Annotated in this window: 17 protein-coding genes; 9 read left to right on the top strand and 8 right to left on the bottom strand. The window is 40.4% G+C overall.

Annotated elements, in window-relative coordinates:
* Positions 1-15: 15 nt before the first annotated feature.
* Positions 16-1,230 (bottom strand): metallophosphoesterase family protein, encoded by a 1,215-nt coding sequence (locus AC20OE_RS11740; protein WP_106025320.1) that lies wholly within the window; start codon positions 1,228-1,230, stop codon positions 16-18.
* A 171-nt stretch (positions 1,231-1,401) separates the two neighbouring features.
* On the opposite strand from AC20OE_RS11740, the gene AC20OE_RS11745 reads away from it, so the two are divergent.
* Positions 1,402-1,590, top strand: coding sequence for a YhzD family protein (locus AC20OE_RS11745; RefSeq protein ID WP_039177563.1), 189 nt, complete (start codon positions 1,402-1,404; stop codon positions 1,588-1,590).
* A 223-nt stretch (positions 1,591-1,813) separates the two neighbouring features.
* Here the strand turns inward: AC20OE_RS11745 and AC20OE_RS11750 are convergent, their stop codons facing one another.
* Together AC20OE_RS11750 and AC20OE_RS11755 are read right to left on the bottom strand one after the other, a co-directional pair.
* Positions 1,814-2,584, bottom strand: coding sequence for an enoyl-CoA hydratase (locus AC20OE_RS11750; protein ID WP_039177561.1), 771 nt, complete (start codon positions 2,582-2,584; stop codon positions 1,814-1,816).
* A 27-nt stretch (positions 2,585-2,611) separates the two neighbouring features.
* Complete coding sequence (locus AC20OE_RS11755; RefSeq protein WP_080967171.1) at positions 2,612-2,806, bottom strand: hypothetical protein; 195 nt, start codon at positions 2,804-2,806, stop codon at positions 2,612-2,614.
* Positions 2,807-3,159: 353 nt separating this feature from the next.
* Here AC20OE_RS11755 and AC20OE_RS11760 point away from each other — a divergent pair, with 353 nt between their 5' ends.
* Both AC20OE_RS11760 and AC20OE_RS11765 read left to right on the top strand, forming a co-directional pair.
* Complete coding sequence (locus AC20OE_RS11760) at positions 3,160-3,657, top strand: cation:proton antiporter regulatory subunit (protein ID WP_024425442.1); 498 nt, start codon at positions 3,160-3,162, stop codon at positions 3,655-3,657.
* Between the two features lie 3 nt (positions 3,658-3,660).
* Positions 3,661-4,884 carry a cation:proton antiporter gene (locus AC20OE_RS11765; RefSeq protein WP_039177552.1) on the top strand — a complete coding sequence of 408 codons (1,224 nt, stop codon included), beginning with the start codon at positions 3,661-3,663 and terminating at the stop codon, positions 4,882-4,884.
* 37 nt (positions 4,885-4,921) lie between these two features.
* Here the strand turns inward: AC20OE_RS11765 and AC20OE_RS11770 are convergent, their stop codons facing one another.
* From AC20OE_RS11770 to AC20OE_RS11790, 5 genes are all read right to left on the bottom strand, one after another.
* Complete coding sequence (locus AC20OE_RS11770) at positions 4,922-6,196, bottom strand: lysine N(6)-hydroxylase/L-ornithine N(5)-oxygenase family protein (protein WP_487268875.1); 1,275 nt, start codon at positions 6,194-6,196, stop codon at positions 4,922-4,924.
* A 75-nt stretch (positions 6,197-6,271) separates the two neighbouring features.
* Positions 6,272-7,771, bottom strand: a complete 1,500-nt coding sequence (locus AC20OE_RS11775; protein ID WP_047202896.1) for a coproporphyrinogen III oxidase — start codon at positions 7,769-7,771, stop codon at positions 6,272-6,274.
* 113 nt (positions 7,772-7,884) lie between these two features.
* Positions 7,885-8,751 carry a Cof-type HAD-IIB family hydrolase gene (locus AC20OE_RS11780; protein WP_487268876.1) on the bottom strand — a complete coding sequence of 289 codons (867 nt, stop codon included), beginning with the start codon at positions 8,749-8,751 and terminating at the stop codon, positions 7,885-7,887.
* A gap of 449 nt (positions 8,752-9,200) precedes the next feature.
* Complete coding sequence (locus AC20OE_RS11785) at positions 9,201-9,557, bottom strand: YlbF/YmcA family competence regulator (RefSeq protein ID WP_024425750.1); 357 nt, start codon at positions 9,555-9,557, stop codon at positions 9,201-9,203.
* 121 nt (positions 9,558-9,678) lie between these two features.
* A complete protein-coding gene (locus AC20OE_RS11790) occupies positions 9,679-10,812 on the bottom strand; it encodes a DUF445 domain-containing protein (protein WP_041089636.1) in 1,134 nt (377 codons plus the stop codon).
* Between the two features lie 214 nt (positions 10,813-11,026).
* Here AC20OE_RS11790 and AC20OE_RS11795 point away from each other — a divergent pair, with 214 nt between their 5' ends.
* From AC20OE_RS11795 to AC20OE_RS11820, 6 genes are all read left to right on the top strand, one after another.
* The gene (locus AC20OE_RS11795; RefSeq protein ID WP_039177539.1) at positions 11,027-12,139 is read left to right on the top strand and encodes a YheC/YheD family protein; all 1,113 of its coding nucleotides are present in this window, start codon (positions 11,027-11,029) and stop codon (positions 12,137-12,139) included.
* Positions 12,096-13,454, top strand: coding sequence for a YheC/YheD family endospore coat-associated protein (locus AC20OE_RS11800; protein ID WP_487268877.1), 1,359 nt, complete (start codon positions 12,096-12,098; stop codon positions 13,452-13,454). The genes AC20OE_RS11795 and AC20OE_RS11800 overlap by 44 nt, the downstream gene beginning before the upstream one ends.
* Before the next feature lie 152 nt (positions 13,455-13,606).
* Positions 13,607-13,816 carry a YheE family protein gene (locus AC20OE_RS11805; RefSeq protein WP_003211787.1) on the top strand — a complete coding sequence of 70 codons (210 nt, stop codon included), beginning with the start codon at positions 13,607-13,609 and terminating at the stop codon, positions 13,814-13,816.
* A gap of 20 nt (positions 13,817-13,836) precedes the next feature.
* Positions 13,837-14,712, top strand: coding sequence for a helix-turn-helix domain-containing protein (locus AC20OE_RS11810; protein WP_039177533.1), 876 nt, complete (start codon positions 13,837-13,839; stop codon positions 14,710-14,712).
* Positions 14,713-14,855: 143 nt separating this feature from the next.
* Complete coding sequence (locus tag AC20OE_RS11815) at positions 14,856-15,962, top strand: ABC transporter ATP-binding protein (protein ID WP_064498251.1); 1,107 nt, start codon at positions 14,856-14,858, stop codon at positions 15,960-15,962.
* 236 nt (positions 15,963-16,198) lie between these two features.
* Complete coding sequence (locus AC20OE_RS11820; protein WP_024425744.1) at positions 16,199-16,402, top strand: alpha/beta-type small acid-soluble spore protein; 204 nt, start codon at positions 16,199-16,201, stop codon at positions 16,400-16,402.
* The last annotated feature ends 229 nt before the right edge of the window (positions 16,403-16,631 follow it).

Raw genomic sequence — 16,631 nt, forward strand, 5'->3', positions numbered from 1 at the left:
ATACCTCTCCTTTTCTCATAATTGCTTCAGCTGTTCCGTCAGCAGCCTTTGTGCTTCTTCTTTTATATCCACTTCATCCTCTTTTGTGAGCGCTTTTCCTGACTTTCTGTAGGTTGGGTGACGCTTGATCGGTGAAAGCAGCTCTTCATATGGCTCAAACTGTGCAATTTCTGTAGTGAGTTCCTTCAAAAAAGAATCCTCTGGATAGATCACATCCTCATTTGTTCGGCAGTCAATTGACATCACCCAAACGAACACGTCTTCATCTTCCTCCTGCTCATGAAAAACAGTCATCAGCTCTTCGAGGACCTCAAGCTGTGTATGCTCAAAGTAAGAAGGCGCATCACCTATCAATTCAATTCTCACAAAATGAGGAATGCCTTCCTCTTTCAGCTCATTGATTTTGCCTTCCACAAGTGTGACAAGATCAGTCATATGAGCCGTTTCTGTGATGTCTATTGCCAGTGTCTCAAAGATGATATCTGCACAGCTGATAAAATCCGCTGTGTGAGAATCTTCAGAGAGGTGAATCAAGTAACAGCCTTTTTCTCCCGTTTCTTTTATATGTCTGCCCTGCACATTACCAGGATAAATAATATATGGATCTTCATGCAGAAGGGCTCTTTTATGTATATGTCCGAGCGCCCAATAATCAAAATCTTGCGAAAGGAGCTGCTGAAGCTGAAATGGGGCGTAGGCATCATGACCTTCTTGCCCGGCTAATGTGCCGTGAAGCATCCCAATGTGATAGGCAGCATCTGTCGTTTTGACATAATGAGATGTCATATTTTCATAGACAGCCCGCTCTTTGTAGCTAAACCCATATATGCTTGCGACTAGCTGATCCCCTCGATAATAGGAGTGCTCACTTGGTGTACTGCTCGAAAAGACATGTACATTCTCGGGCCACTCAATCGGAGTCCATTCACCGCCTAAATGATCATGATTCCCATAAATAATAAAGACTTCAATTCCGTGTGTTTGCAGTCTTACAAACTGGTTTCTTAAAAACAGCTGTGCTTTCAGGCTTCGATTGGATTCATCAAATAAATCTCCGCTCAGCAGCACAAAGTCTACTTCTCGCGCAACGGCAAGATCAAACATGTTCTTAGCACTTTGAAATGTACTTTCTTTGAGCCGCTTAAATATGGAATTAGGTATAGTCGACATTCCTGCAAATGGACTGTCTAAATGTAAATCTGCGGCATGAATAAAGGTGAGCTTAGTCAAACGTCTATCTCCTTGTCCGATACTGTCATTGTCCATATTTTATCATGCCATTTTTACGAATGCACGTTCTATCACTCTCATTCTACAAAACACATTTTTAAGGGCTAAAAAAGAGGTTTTGTCTTATTCCATGTTTAATTACATTAAAAACAGAGGAAAGGAAGATGAGGGATGGAGAAGACATACTTTTTAACCGTATTTGACCGGTCGGGTGAGACTTTATTAAATGAAAAAATCACAGCGGATAGTGACGAGAAGGCAAAGGAATTAGGACGTCATCGCTTAATGGAACAGCAATACACAAAGCATTCTCATCGACTCGTTGATCCAGCAGGCAAACTGCTTTTATTTGAACGTTAAAAAGCCAGCTTTCGCCGGCCCAGATTGTTGACAAAGGGCTAAAATGATCTTGATTTTAGTCCTTTGTCTTCTTTTCAGCGTGATAGAAAACCTTTGCAGTCTAGGAAGGACGGCTACCTTTGCGGAGCGAATTTGACATTCGTGAGCACCGGAGCGCAGACCTGACACCGAATGCGAGGGTTTCTCTACACGCTGAGCCGGCTTTCGCCGGCCTTATGTTCATCTATGCTTTTTGAAAGACAGGTCGTCTTTTTTCTAAAAAAGCCTGTATACCTTCTTTGTGATCATGACTTTTTCTCAGTCTTGCCTGTGCTGCCCTCTCTTTTTGAAGAACTGCTAAGAGCTTTGATTCTGACTGCTGGAAATAGATCATCTTTGTTTCGATAAAGGCTTGAAGCGGCATGTTCATAAACGACTTCACACACACTTTTTGGTACGTATCGACCTCTTCTTGGAACAGCCCGTCGGCAAGGCGCAGCTTTAACGCTTCTTCAGCCGGCAGCTTTTGTCCGCTCCAAATCAATTGTTTGGCGGTTTGCTCACTGACTCTTTTTGTGAGGAAAAAATGCCCCCCACCATCTGGAATTAATCCTACCCCATTAAAATTCATGGCAAGTTTAGCATCGTGATGCATAAACAAGTAGTCACAGCTTAGGGCAAAGCTAAAAGCGAGGCCTGCTGCTGACCCGTGGACAAGCGCAATCGTCACTTTTTTCATACTAGCTAGTGAAAGTGTAATTCCCTCGATCAAATCCATCACACGATGGAAATCTTCTTCACTTTCCTGCTTAAGCATCATCCCAATATCTCCGCCTGCTGAAAACCCTTTTCCCTCTCCCTTGATGACAACGACTTTAGCACTGCTTTCCTCCGCTGCATCACATGCTTCTTTGAATTCAGCAAACATGTCCACATGAAACGAATTATATGCTTCAGGCCTATTGAAAACGATTTCAAAAACATCCCCGTCTAACTGACAATTGATATATGTCATCATCCATCCCCCTTTTTGTTTAAAAGCTCATAACTTACTTCCATTTCCATCAAGTAAAACCTTTTTCTCTAAACAAAAAATTTCAAGATCAATTGATACTAAAATAAGCATAATCATTGAAACAAGAAATATATTTTTATATAGTAAAATAAGAAAGAAAATAAATTTGAAAGGAGGAGGATGATTGATCAGATGTTCCATCATGATATTGGTTAGCTTCATCGTCATGTTTTCTCCTTTTTCAAATGTCGTTTTTGCGTCACAAGCAGAAGCGAGCACACCTAGCCTGATTTCTCCATCCATCTATGATGAAGAAATCAATGCTGTGAAGACACCTTCATTTTCAAAAAAACATGCTTCATCTCTTTTGTTGAAGGACAGATTATCAATGGCGGATGCCAAAACTTTTCTGTCAAAGCTTGCCCCATCATCTGCATTATCCATTGATCTATGTTTTTTGGAAATGAAGTGTGCGATCCCCGTTATGTATCAATCTAATTACCTCTACTGATTCATTTTATTTCATCCGTATTTACTATACGAAAAACACAGCCTATCAAATTCGGAGGGATAAAATGAACATTAAAGAAAATGATCTTCCTGGGATCGGAAAGAAATTTGAAATTGAAACGAGAAATAGAGAAAAGATGACGATTGTGATTCATGATGATGGCAGACGGGAAATTTATCGTTTTGACGATGATGATCCAGATGAAGTGCTGTCTACCATTTCACTCGATGATGCTGAATCCCGGCAAATCGCTGCTATTATCGGCGGTATGGTGTATAAACCGCAGGCACTAGAAACCATTGAAATGGCATTCAATGACTTGATCATTGAATGGTTTAAGGTGGAAAAAGGTGCAAAAGCGGTGGGACATACACTCGGTGATTTAGATGTGAGACAAAATTATGAAGTCACCGTGATTGCGATCATTAAACATACAAATGAAAAATTACTCAACCCTGGTGCCGATTCGATTATTCAAGCAAATGATACGATGGTCATTTCGGGCGAAAGAAAACACTTGAAGCGATTGGTACGTGATTTTCTTTCTAGAGGGGGAGAGTGATGAATGGATCATTTAGTCTTTGAAGTTGGGACGGCGCTTATTCTTATCGCCATTGCCAGCTTAATCGCCAATAAAATTAAATTTTCTATCATCCCTTTTCTCATTGTCCTCGGAATGATTGTTGGGCCGCATGCTCCAACTATCGGGATTATTGATTTAAAATTTATCGAAAGCACCGAGATTATTTCGTTTTTTGGCAGAATGGGCGTCCTGTTCCTGCTTTTCTATCTTGGACTTGAGTTCTCTGTCGGAAAACTCATTAAATCGGGTAAATCCATTGCAGTCGGCGGATCTATTTATATTTTGATCAACTTCAGCTTAGGACTGCTCTACGGTTTTATCACAGGGTTTGGATTCCTTGAGGTTCTCATTATGGCAGGGGTTATCACCATTTCATCCAGCGCCATTGTAGCCAAAGTCCTTGTCGATTTGAAACGGACGGCAAATCCTGAAACAGAGTTAATTCTAGGGATTATTATGTTTGAGGATATTTTCCTTGCTGTTTATTTATCCGTCGTATCAGGTCTTGTCCTAGGAGATGCCACTACTGTTGGCGGTGCCTTATTATCTATTTTAATTGCTTTTGGTTATATGATGCTTTTCTTTATTATTGCGCGAAAGCTGCCAAAACTATTAAACAAGTTGTTTGATATCCGTTCGAACGAAGTGTTCATCATTGTGATATTTGCGGCTTTGTTCTTTGTCGCTGGTTTCTCAGAAACGATTCATGTAGCAGAGGCTATTGGGGCTCTCTTACTTGGTCTTGTTTTCTCAGAAACAGAGCACTCTGACCGCATCGAGCATCTCGTGGTTCCGTTTAGAGATTTCTTTGGAGCAATGTTCTTTTTCAGCTTTGGTCTCAGTATTGATCCATTTACATTGGGTGATGCCTTCTGGCTTGCGATCGGCGCTGTGATGCTTACCCTAATTGGAAACTTCACTGCCGGAATGTTTGCTGGACGGAGAGCTGGATTTTCTCATAAAGCCTCTTCTAATATTGGATTAACCATCGTATCGAGAGGAGAGTTTTCAATCATTGTTGCCGAGCTTGGCATTGCGGGCGGACTTGCCGCTACTTTGAAGCCCTTCGCTGCATTGTATGTCTTAATTCTTGCGATTTTAGGACCGCTCGTAACGAAAGAATCTAAGAAAATCTATCAAATCCTCAACAAAATCTTCAAATGGAAACCTGAAAAACCAAAAGTAAAAAAAGAAACGACGATCTAATAAAAAAGGGCCCTATGCTTGGGCCCTTTTTTATGTCTTATTCAAATTGCTGAAATGCAGTTTTTTGCTTGACTGGCGCTTCCTCGCCCCCACGAATGGTTTGAATCACTTTCTGGTTGCGGTAAATCGATAGTTTTAAATTGGTCGCCGCTGTTCCATGAGAATGATCAAGATTCGTGAATGTAAAGAAATGATTTGAGCGCTTGTCTTTGAACACAAGCCTGAAGTCGTCTGTCACTTTAAAATGCGCATCACTTTCCCATTCAATCAAAGGTTCATATGCGTCAAACCATTTAGGGATATTCGGTGTGTACCCTGTAGCTAATACGGCATGTTCTGCTGTTATGCTTTTTTCTTTCTTCAGCTGCCACTGTCTGAGGTGCAGCTCTAAGGGCTGCTGCTTTCCTATTTGAATCGCTTCAAGCTCGGTCATTGGCTGAATGATCACAGATGGCTCTTCACCTGAAACAGAGCGATGATACAATTCCTGATAAATGCGCGAAAGCGTCGATGCATCGATGCCATTTCTTAATCCTGTCAGCCTAGGCAATGTGTTCATACGTTCTTCATAAGGAAGCGAATGAAAATACTCGACATACTTTGGTGTAAAAAGCTCTTGGCCAAGCTCAGCCGTCTCCAGCTCTCTAAATTCACTAGAACGCGTAAACCACGAAAGCTGCTGGCCTTTCTTTTGATGCTGAAGCAGGTCTAAGAAAATTTCGGCTGCACTCTGCCCTGAACCGATCACCGCCACCGACTCAGCTTCGTGAAGTGATTTCTGCTGTTCTAAATAACGGCTGCTATGGGTCACATATGGGTATGCTGCTTCAGGCACATCGACCGGAATCATCGGTTTACTTCCTGTTCCAAGCACGACATGCTTTGCACGATACTCAGATAGTGAACCATCTTTCAATCGTCTGACTTTCACAAGGTAGCCTTCTTGGCAGTCCGTCACTTCTTCTACCTTCATCCCAAACTGACAGCTATCTAACTCTCCTGCAACCCATGATAAATACTCATTGAATTCTCTCCGCGGGATATCAAACTGTTCAAATGTATAGAAGCGGTGAAGTCTATTTGATTCATGTAAATAATTTAAAAAGGTATACCTGCTCCTTGGATTCGCCATTGTGACAAGGTCTGCTAAAAAGGAAACTTGTAAATCCGTTCCTTTGATCAGCATACCGGGATGCCAAGCAAACTCAGACTCCTGTTCAAAAAAACAGCATGAGACATCCTCATACTCCTCTAACAAAGCGGCCATTCCTAAATTGGCAGGCCCAATCCCAATTCCGATCACATCTATCATATGTACACCTGCTTTAACTTTTTATCACTTATATACCCTTTTACAAATGAAAAAAACACTGCGTCATCGCAGTGTTTAAACGTGAGAAACAAATAATGATTCAAGGAATTGAATTTTCTCTTCTGTATAGTGTTCATAGCGGTCATTATACGATTTTGGATCTTTTGGATTGGCATACTGCGTAATTTTCCCTGACCGTGGATCAATGAATTTACTTGCTGCACCGCACCCAATGCCAATGATTGTCTGTACTTCTTCCATGATGATGATATTATACAAGCTTTCCTGTCCATCTAATGAATACCCGACATTTTCGAGATTTCCCAAAATATTTTTTTGTCTATATAAATAATATGGGTGATAATGATGTGCTTTCGTCCAAGTGACTGCTTCATCCATCATACGTGTGATTTCTTCTCGGTCTGCTACTTGGTATTTCTCCTTATTGCGCGTCATTTCAGATGCTCTTTTAAAGGAAAGTGTATGCACAGTTAAAGATTCAGGCTTGAGTTCCTCAGTCTGCTGCAAGGAGTGCTGGAATTCTTTGAGCCCTTCTCCCGGCAATCCAATGATTAAGTCCATATTGATATTATTCATGCCGTACTGTCTTGATAAATGATACTTTTCAATCGTTTCTTCCACACTATGATGCCGGCCAATAGCCTTTAATGTTTCATTCTCATACGATTGCGGGTTGATACTAATCCGGTCAATATTGTAGCGGTTTAGCACCTCTAGCTTATCAGGGGAAATCGTATCCGGACGCCCTGCTTCGACAGTTACTTCCCGTATATGCTTCACATCAGGGAACGAGCGATACATTTCTTCATACAGCAAATCCATTTCTTCGGCTGTGATGCTCGTTGGCGTGCCTCCGCCAAAGTAAACGGTCGTCACTTTGATCCCATGTTCTTTTAGCCATTCGCCCATTTTTTGCATTTCATAATGCAGACCAAACAAAAACGTTCCCACTCTACCAGCTTGTCCTTTAATGGCGTAAGCAGGGAACGTACAATAAGCACATTTTGTGGGACAGAAAGGAATGCCAATATAAATACTCACTTCCTGCTGAAGGTCATACAGATCTGGAATGGCTTTAAGCTGACGGTCGACAATCTCCTGCATCAAATTGATTTTTTCATCATGAATCAAGTAATCACGCTTTAATGCCGCATGTGCATCTTCCTTTGACATGCCCTCTCTCAGCATCTTATGAAGCAATTTCGTAGGACGTATTCCTGTGAGAATCCCCCACTTTTGTGTCATTCCCGTGTGCTCCTGAAGCAAGTGTAAATAAACAGACAGCACTGTGTTTTTGATTTGCTTCCAGCGCTCCTTATCGTTCAAGTTCTTTGGGAGATCCCGTGAAAAACGACTGGTGATATCTGACCCATCGATATGGCCAGACGCTTCCACCATGCCATTTTCTTCCTTACAACTAAATTCAATGACCAAACCATCATCAAATTCACTTGTTTCAAATATCACTTCACTATCTTCTTCAAATAAATTGGCTATATTGACAAGCGGGCGATGAAATCGTTCATCTGACAGCCCTTTAATTAAAATTCGCATCATATCACCTTTATCTTCAAACTTGTTTCATTTTACAAAATTCATGTAGGAAAAGCAATGAAGGGAACAGACGAAGGCCCTGCCATTTCTTGATTGACAGGGCCTTCACTGTATTATCTTTTAATATCAAATTGATGTAAAAATCCTTCTCTTTGCTGCATTCTAAAGTATTCCTTGATCATATAAGCCACACCCTGTTCATCGTGCGAGCGGGTCACCCAATCGGCTTTGCGCTTGACATCGTTGGGGGCATTTCCCATAGCAACGCCTAAACCAGCCAATTCAAGCATTGGAATATCATCTATTCCATGTCCAATAACGACCGTATCTTCTAAAGTAAAACCGAGTGCAGAAGTTAAGAGAGAAAGTCCCGCTTCTTTCGAAACCCCTTTGCAGACAATATTCATTTTCTCATCACTGATCCTAATAAGATCAACAGATGGGAATGCTTGTTGAATGGTCCTGTGAATCTCAGGCTGAAGCTCCGCTGTCGAATATACTTCAATCACTGGTGTACTGACCGGTTCATCCATCAGCATATCACTTAACGATTCAACAAACTGAACGGGATAGAAAATTGGATCAGACGGATGAATGAGCGTCTTTCCCATCAGCTGAGACTGCGTTTTTTTCCGGTTGCCGATCGAGAATTTTTCATGCAGCAAGCGGACATTACAATCGAAGCTTTCAAGGATTTGCACAATATTAAATGTCTTTTCTTCCGTTAATTTTTTCACATGAAGCGGCTCATCGAGTTTATCCGCGATAAATGCACCACTATGCGTCACAAGGGTTGATGTTGGAATCTTCAACGCCTTGGCAATTTTTTGAGCGGAACGAAAATGCCGGTTGGTGACAATCGTCACGTAAACCCCTTTTTTCTTTACATATTCCACAGCTTCTTTTGTAGCGGAATGGATTTTACCATTGGAACGAAGTAACGTCCCATCTATATTGAGTGCAAGTAGTTTTTTTGACACTGAGGCATCCCCCTTCTTGATGACTGTACTTACGATGAGGATATGCCCTAGCTTGGCGCTTTAGAACATGCAGTTGAAAGAGCCCCAGGTTATGAATAGATGGATAAATAAAAAAAGCCTACCCCTAGGCTTTTTTTTATGTATGGTTTGGATGCGTTACAATGGAGTGATGAAGCTCCCCATGATCCCCTTATCTTTCACACACCAAAGCATTGCTTATATCAGATCCCCTTATGCTTTGCGTTTCTCCCAGAAGCGCTTCTCTCTCGTTTGGCTCACTGCCTTAAATCCCAAGTGAAACGCACCCAATTGTCCCTTGAGAGCGCCTTTTTGAAAGCACTTTCAATATAAGTATTATCGCAGAATTTATGTGCTTCGACAACCTTTTTTTAAAAGATATTGAGGAGAAAAGATAAAACAAAAAAGGGCGAATGACATCGCCCTTTCCATTAGTTTTCTTCTGGATTCCCATAAAGCTCTTCAAGTGGCTTCATGATAATTTTATTTAATTCACCGATAAGAACACTCACACGTTGTTCCGCTTCCATCAACTGAGAGATTTTGTCGTGCTGCTGAACAAGCGCAACTGTTTTTTGAGCTTGCTCCACTTCTTCTTGTGTGATCTCTTGACCAGTCATTTGTTTTTGTTGAAGGTTTACTTGAATGTCACGGAAGTTCTCAAACATTCTTTTAGAGGACTCATCCGCGTTTACCTCATCATAAAGATTTCTTAAAGTTGAATATTCTTCGCTATGACGCAATGCTTTTTCAAGGTCATATGCAACATCGTAAAGATTTACAGACATGTTATGTCTCCTTTCTATCCGTTATCACCGATATGATCGGCGGACACCACTCCACTATAACAAACTATGGCTTTCGTTTCACATATATACAATGAATTCATTAAAATTTCTCTAGCTTGTCTTAGAATAGAGCCACAAAAACAGCCTGGATAGCACCAATCATCCCGCCTAAAAGACCGCCTAGAAATGTAATCATTTTCAGCTCCTTATTGGAGATGCTGACTACTAGCTCTTCCATTTTTTCAAGCGGGAAAAGTTCAATTTGTTCACGAATGATATCTTCAAATTGCAGCTTAGCAAGCAGACCCTCTAAAGCATTTGAAGCCGCTCCGATCCCCTTATCAATCAACACTGGCGCAAAGTGTGTTTTAAGATCATCCGCGACAGCACTGACGTATATCCCAACAGGTTTGTCTAATATCAGCTTTGTAGAGAAATGAGAAAGCAATTGATTTTTCACACTAAAAATAAGTTCCTTCACATTCCATTTTTCATCAAGCTCATGAAGAGAAAATTGCTTCACCTTGTCCCATTCTTGAACAAGCAAATCTGATAAAAATCTTTTTGTTTCTGCGTTTCTTAAAAACTTGATGATTTCGGGATGTACACGATCAATTAAGCTTGAATTCCCTAGAAACATTTGGACCATACTGCCAAGCATTCCCCGTTCTTTTAAGAAATCATCAATCATATTGCCAAGCCTTGCTTTGCCTTCATCACTTTCAAAATAATGAATGCCTCTCTTTAAAATATAATCTGCTGCATCTGGAATTTTCGATGATATTTTGTTTTCCACTTCTACAGGGAGCAATTCAGATAAAGTTTGCTGGTTATATGTTTCAAGCAGTGATTTGAGCTTCTGATCAGACCACTGATGGAGCCATTTATCTGCTTTGACATCAGCCTCTGTCACGCCGAATCTTTCTAGCAGGGAGAATACGGTTATCTCCATATTTGCGCCTTTGTCAATATATCGATGGACTGTACGCAGGATCTCCTGCTTTGCCTCGGATGATTCAAATCGCTTTTGAATACCTTCTGGCGTGAGCAAATGCTCCATAACCATGACACCAACCTGCTTGGCTACTTCGTCTCTTCTTTTAGGGATAAGCCCTGGTGTAAATGGAAGCTGTTTTCCGAATAAGTAATATGGCTTATAAGGCCGAAAAAGCATTTTAATTGCAAGATGGTTTGTCGCTGCTCCTATGACTGCGCCGATAACAATCATAAAGATAAACGTTGTGAATATATTCAAAGTCGTCATCTACCTTTCAAACAACACCCGATGTTTATTGTTTTGATCTATACGTATTATAGTTGTTGTCAAGTTTCCAAGCAAATGAAGTATGCAGCGAGACATATGATCAAGCGATCTGTCGTAATGATAAAGGAGCGCAAGCTTTAAGTAAAATCATAAAAAAACGTTTTTGTGATGGTAAAAAAAGAAGTTGAAAAGAAGGTGTTTTTTAATGACAACATTAGGTATTGTAACCCTTTCTCCGCAGTATGAAGAGGCATTTACACGTCAGCTCGCCAAAGCTGCCTCTTCTTATCATTTAAAGGTTGTTCGTTTTACACCACTTGATTTAAAGCCGGCTTCAAATTTGATACAAGGTCAAACATATATGAATGACCAAGGGTTTGCCGACGCACAGTTTCCGATTCCCGATTTGATATACGATCGATGTCTTTACCGGCATGACGCACAATCTAAAAAAGCAAAACCCATCATGGAATGGCTAAAAAAGTATCCAAAAACAGATTTTTTGAATACCGGCATTTCAAATAAAATGGTGCTATTTGAACAGCTCCGCCTCCTCTCTGCTTTACAGCCATATTTACCTGGCTGCTCTTTATTAAAAGAGCCCTCAGATCTGATCAATATGGTAAGGGAGTGCGGGGCTGGCGGTTATTATAGAATGCAGCCTCTCTCCCAGCAGCATGCAGCATCTACTTACTTCATTTCCTTTGATGGCAAGTCAACATTCACCGTTCAGCTAAGTTCCAATCAAACCATTACATTTTCTCGGGCGTCAGAGATGGAGCGCTGGTGCAAAAAATATGCAGGCCGGTATTTCCTTCAATTTTTCAACACGAGTGATCAAAAAGAACCTTTATTTAATGAAATCAGGATTTTTCTTATGAAAGATTCACAAAATCAATGGAAACGCATGGGGATTCACACAAAATCACCTGCAGAAAATAGTCTTTTAAGTTATACACAAAAATCGGATCCTGTGATAGGCTTTGAACACTATCTACATACATTGCAGCCACACATCAAGGAGCTCCTTTTAGATGATATTGCATCCATTCAGGCATCAATTCCAGCTTATATAGATAAAACGTACTCTCCTTGCTTTGAATTCGCAGTAGACTTACTTCATACAAGTGAAGGCAGGCTGTTCATATCAAATGTCAGATCAAAGCCAGGACGGTCCGCTTTTTTAAAAGTTTACCCTGAAAAGGAACATCAATTGATTCGTACCATTCTTGAACATGCGCAATCGATGATGTCTCAACCGAAGGAGGTTTCTTATGAACAAAAATCGCTGCATCATCGCCCCACACCTCACAAGTGAAAAAACAATTCATCTTCCAGACCATTATAAACAGAAAGAGGCCATCTATTCTCTTGCTCTAGGGTCTCGTTTAGTTGATGGCTTCAACATTTCCTATCATCAGCATCCAAAGAAAATATTATTATCTGAAGATCTATACAGAGATTTACTGATTCCTTACCAATCAAAAGCTGATGTGATCATCATTGACCATACACTTTTTATAGGGCCGTTGATGGGCATTTTCACTGCAGGTTTTGAGCAAAGCACGCAGCCATTAGGAACAAGATCACAATTCTTTATCAAACTGCTGAATTCTTTCAGACAGCATGCTGGTTTTGCCTATCTTTTTGGGTCACATTCTATTGATTGGGAAAAAGGAATTGTAGAAGGATTGTTGTACCAGCAAGGTTCATGGGTTAAAAAACAGCTTCCCCTGCCGTCAGTCATTTATGACCGTCTTCCAAATAGAAAAGCTGCTCAGTCAGCACTCATTCAAGAAACGAAGCGAAAACTCACCCAAGACTATAATATCCCTTGGTTCAACCCTTACTTTTTTAATAAATGGGAGATTCATGAACAGCTATTAACAGATGAAAAAACATGGTCCTTTCTCCCACATTCTGTACAATTAGATCCCATGGACGCTCTAAGTAAAATTGAAACACTTCTCCACCTGCATCAAGTTATATACTTAAAACCGACGAATGGAAGTCATGGAGACGGTATTTATCGGTTAAAAAAGGAAAATCACGGAATCACTGTATGCTCAAATTTTGGAAGGGCTATTCCATATGATTCAATAGATCAGTTTGTTCAAAGGCTGCGAAAAGATCATGCAATTCATGATTTTATTGCACAACAAGGCATTGAGCTTCTTCAAATAGATAATCAGCCGATGGATTTCAGAGTTCATACGAATAAAAATAAAGACGGTGATTGGACAGTCACAGCAGCAGCAGCAAAAATTTCTGGAGATCACACCATCACAACTCACCAGTTACACGGCGGAACGGTGAAAACACTTTATGCTGTCTTTCCAGAAGAAAAGAAACGTTTGCAGATTTTACATCAGCTTTCTCATACTGCCATCACGCTTAGCCAAGTAATAGATAAAAAAATGACCGGGCATATTGGTGAAATCGGTTTTGACTTAGGCATTGATCAAACAGGCGCCATTTGGATGTTTGAGGCCAATTCTCGCCCTGGCCGAGAGATTTTCCAGCATGGCTCTTTGAAAAAATCAGAATGGCTGATTGGGAAAAGAATCATGGGTTACGCATCTTACCTTTCAGAAACGGCACTCACCACTTCAAATCACGCGAACGTCTACTGACTACATTTTTGCCACATGTCGTGCCCTTAAATTTATGCTTTTTCTATGCTCTTTTCATGAGATGAGATACAATAAAATCAAGTTCAAGGTTGTTTCCGTGTTGTCGTGTTTGTTTATTGTTTCATCAATAAAAGCAAGGAGGCAATGATGATATGATTTCTCATTTTCAATGGAAACCTCTTTTTAAGAAAGCACAATTGCCAGGCTGGAAAATATCCTTTTTCCACAATGGTGCGCATTATGAAGGCATCTACCACAAAACAGGTGACATTGAATGGGGCTCTCAGCTTCCGCCCCATGAAGTTGAACCAACCTTAAAAGAAGAAATCCACGAATTAATGCTATTCCATGTCTATGATTAAACTGTTTAAGGAGCCCCGCCATGTTAGAAAAATTAAAACTTGTTTACGGAGACCATATCATCAGTACACCTACTCATGACAAACAAATTCTTTGGTATCAAACAGACGAAGGCGAAATATTTGGAGTAGACAAATCGGAGATTACAGCAAGAGAAACACTACTTCTCAACTCTTTTCTTACACCGATTGATCTATTTCAAAAAGCGCATACCGAGGGTGAACAAAGATGGTTCAGCTATCTTTTTGAAAACAAACCACTAACTGTCCAACATCCCGTCCGTGTTTATTATTTTCAAATGATCCATCAAGAGGAACAAAGACAGCAAATAAAAGAGGCTGTGAATAACAGCCTCGAACATACTCATTTCATATGGACAGGCCCTGAAACAGCTATGCTGATTCAACCAAACGCTACATCAGAAAATAGTCAATTAGATCAATTAAATGATTTGTCTCTGGCCATTACAAGTGATTTTTTAACAGACTCAGTCTTTATACAAGGGCAGCTGCATTTGCCAAATGACCATTTACAGATGAGATTATTAAATGAACAACAGCTCTTTGTATGCCACATGCAGCGAGAAAAGCTTAGATCAGGGGTTGCCACATTTTATCAATGCCTACCATCGTTCATTTGTTATGATGCATCTGTCCTCTCTCATGCTATATCAGATGCTTTTAAAGAAGCGATTGTTGACCGAGATGTTTACCGCACTCTCATGACCTATATGCAATGTAATTTAAACGCATCCAAAGCAGCAAAAGCATTATATGTTCACAGAAACAGTCTTCAATATCGAATTGATAAATTTATTGAGCGCACTGGGCTAGATATACGACATTTTTCAGAAGCATCGGCTGCTTATTTAATGATGACTCTACTCGATCTTTCATAAAAAACGAAGGTATGAGCATCCTGCCCAAAAATGAAAATAGGATGTTGTGCACGTTGTCCATTTACAGACTCTTCCCCATTTTATACACTTTATTCAACAATAAAGCGCTTTCAAAAAAGAGAAACTGGGGAGGCTGACATCAAATGGCTGAAATAATGCTGAATCAAATTTATAAAGTGTATGATAACAAGGTAACAGCAGTAGACAACTTTAATCTACATATAGAAGATAAAGAATTTATTGTGTTTGTTGGTCCATCAGGCTGCGGAAAATCAACAACCCTTCGCATGATTGCAGGTCTAGAAGAAATTTCACAAGGAGACTTTCTGTTAGATGGAAAACGGATGAATGATGTAGCACCGAAAGACCGGGATATCGCAATGGTTTTCCAAAACTATGCATTATATCCTCATATGAATGTGTACGATAATATGGCTTTTGGATTAAAGCTTCGGAAGTTTCCGAAAGCAGAGATTGATGAGCGTGTTCGAAATGCGGCTAAAATATTGGGGCTTGAGCAATATTTAGACAGAAAACCAAAAGCACTGTCTGGCGGTCAAAGACAGCGTGTTGCCCTTGGCAGAGCGATTGTACGTGATGCAAAGGTTTTCCTTTTGGATGAGCCGCTTTCTAATTTAGATGCAAAACTCCGTGTTCAGATGCGTGCTGAAATTTCTAAACTTCATCAGCGTCTGCAAACGACATTTATCTATGTGACACATGATCAGACTGAAGCCATGACAATGGCAACCCGCCTTGTTGTGATGAAAGATGGTTTTATTCAGCAGGTTGGAGCACCGAAAGATGTATATGAAAACCCAGAGAATGTGTTTGTAGGTGGATTTATCGGCTCACCTGCAATGAACTTTTTTACAGGAAAGCTCTCTGACGGCGCCATCGCGGTTGGAAAAACTCACATTCGTGTACCAGAGGGAAAAATGAAAGTATTACGCAGCCAAGGCTATATTGGAAAGGATGTCATACTAGGCATCAGACCAGAAGATTTTCACGATGAACCAGTATTTATAGAGGCGTCTGAAGGCACAAAAATTAATGCTAACGTAGAGGTAGCTGAATTAATGGGAGCAGAAACGATGCTTTACTCTTCTATCGATGATCAATCGTTTATTGCACGTGTTGATTCTCGTACCGATGTACAGGCCGGACAGTCTATCCCTCTTGCGATTAATATGAACAAAGCCCATTTCTTTGATTCAGATACAGAGCTGCGCATCCGCTCTGCTGAATAAAAAGAGATATAAGCAGCGCCATCACTCATTATTGGGTGATGGTTTTTTGTATGTTCACACAACATTTACCATGTTCTTTTCTCGTATGTTTTTTTCGGAAATAACCATAATACTTAGTACAAAGCAGTTACTGCATTGGGTTTCGCCAAGTGGCAAATGACTTGATCATTTCGCTGGTGCGATTCCAGCAAACCCAACCAAAAAAATAAATCATATACAAAAAGGAGAATCACATCATGGCAAATTCTAATAGTTCAAACCAATTACTAGTTCCTGGAGCAGAGCAAGCGATCGATCAAATGAAATACGAAATCGCTTCTGAATTTGGTGTAAACCTTGGAGCAGAAACAACATCTCGTGCTAACGGTTCAGTTGGTGGAGAAATTACAAAACGTCTTGTGTCTTTCGCTCAACAAAACCTTGGCGGAACAAAAGCTTAATTTCATACCTGGATCATAGAAGGCACCTCTTATGGTGTCTTCTTTTTTTGTTTTTATCCCTCACCAAACTCCTTTCAGCTCATATCATGTAGTAGAAAGGGGCGGATCTTCATGGACATTATTTCCGGTATGAACTTTGAACTTCTACAATTTGTAGGGATCTCTCTATTATGTGAATATGGTCATAGTATTCGGTCCTTTCACCTTTATAAAAAAAGCATCACATAAA

Source organism: Bacillus sp. SRI_025 (genome assembly GCF_057592095.1).

Coding starts and splice junctions, on each gene's coding strand:
- AC20OE_RS11745 (WP_039177563.1), top strand. CDS start 1,402: ATGGAGAAGACATACTTTTTAACCGTATTTGACCGGTCGGGTGAGACT.
- AC20OE_RS11760 (WP_024425442.1), top strand. CDS start 3,160: ATGAACATTAAAGAAAATGATCTTCCTGGGATCGGAAAGAAATTTGAA.
- AC20OE_RS11785 (WP_024425750.1), bottom strand. CDS start 9,557: ATGTCTGTAAATCTTTACGATGTTGCATATGACCTTGAAAAAGCATTG.
- AC20OE_RS11820 (WP_024425744.1), top strand. CDS start 16,199: ATGGCAAATTCTAATAGTTCAAACCAATTACTAGTTCCTGGAGCAGAG.
- AC20OE_RS11765 (WP_039177552.1), top strand. CDS start 3,661: ATGGATCATTTAGTCTTTGAAGTTGGGACGGCGCTTATTCTTATCGCC.
- AC20OE_RS11815 (WP_064498251.1), top strand. CDS start 14,856: ATGGCTGAAATAATGCTGAATCAAATTTATAAAGTGTATGATAACAAG.
- AC20OE_RS11795 (WP_039177539.1), top strand. CDS start 11,027: ATGACAACATTAGGTATTGTAACCCTTTCTCCGCAGTATGAAGAGGCA.
- AC20OE_RS11775 (WP_047202896.1), bottom strand. CDS start 7,771: ATGCGAATTTTAATTAAAGGGCTGTCAGATGAACGATTTCATCGCCCG.
- AC20OE_RS11755 (WP_080967171.1), bottom strand. CDS start 2,806: ATGAAGCTAACCAATATCATGATGGAACATCTGATCAATCATCCTCCT.
- AC20OE_RS11770 (WP_487268875.1), bottom strand. CDS start 6,196: ATGATAGATGTGATCGGAATTGGGATTGGGCCTGCCAATTTAGGAATG.
- AC20OE_RS11805 (WP_003211787.1), top strand. CDS start 13,607: ATGATTTCTCATTTTCAATGGAAACCTCTTTTTAAGAAAGCACAATTG.
- AC20OE_RS11810 (WP_039177533.1), top strand. CDS start 13,837: ATGTTAGAAAAATTAAAACTTGTTTACGGAGACCATATCATCAGTACA.
- AC20OE_RS11800 (WP_487268877.1), top strand. CDS start 12,096: ATGAACAAAAATCGCTGCATCATCGCCCCACACCTCACAAGTGAAAAA.
- AC20OE_RS11750 (WP_039177561.1), bottom strand. CDS start 2,584: ATGACATATATCAATTGTCAGTTAGACGGGGATGTTTTTGAAATCGTT.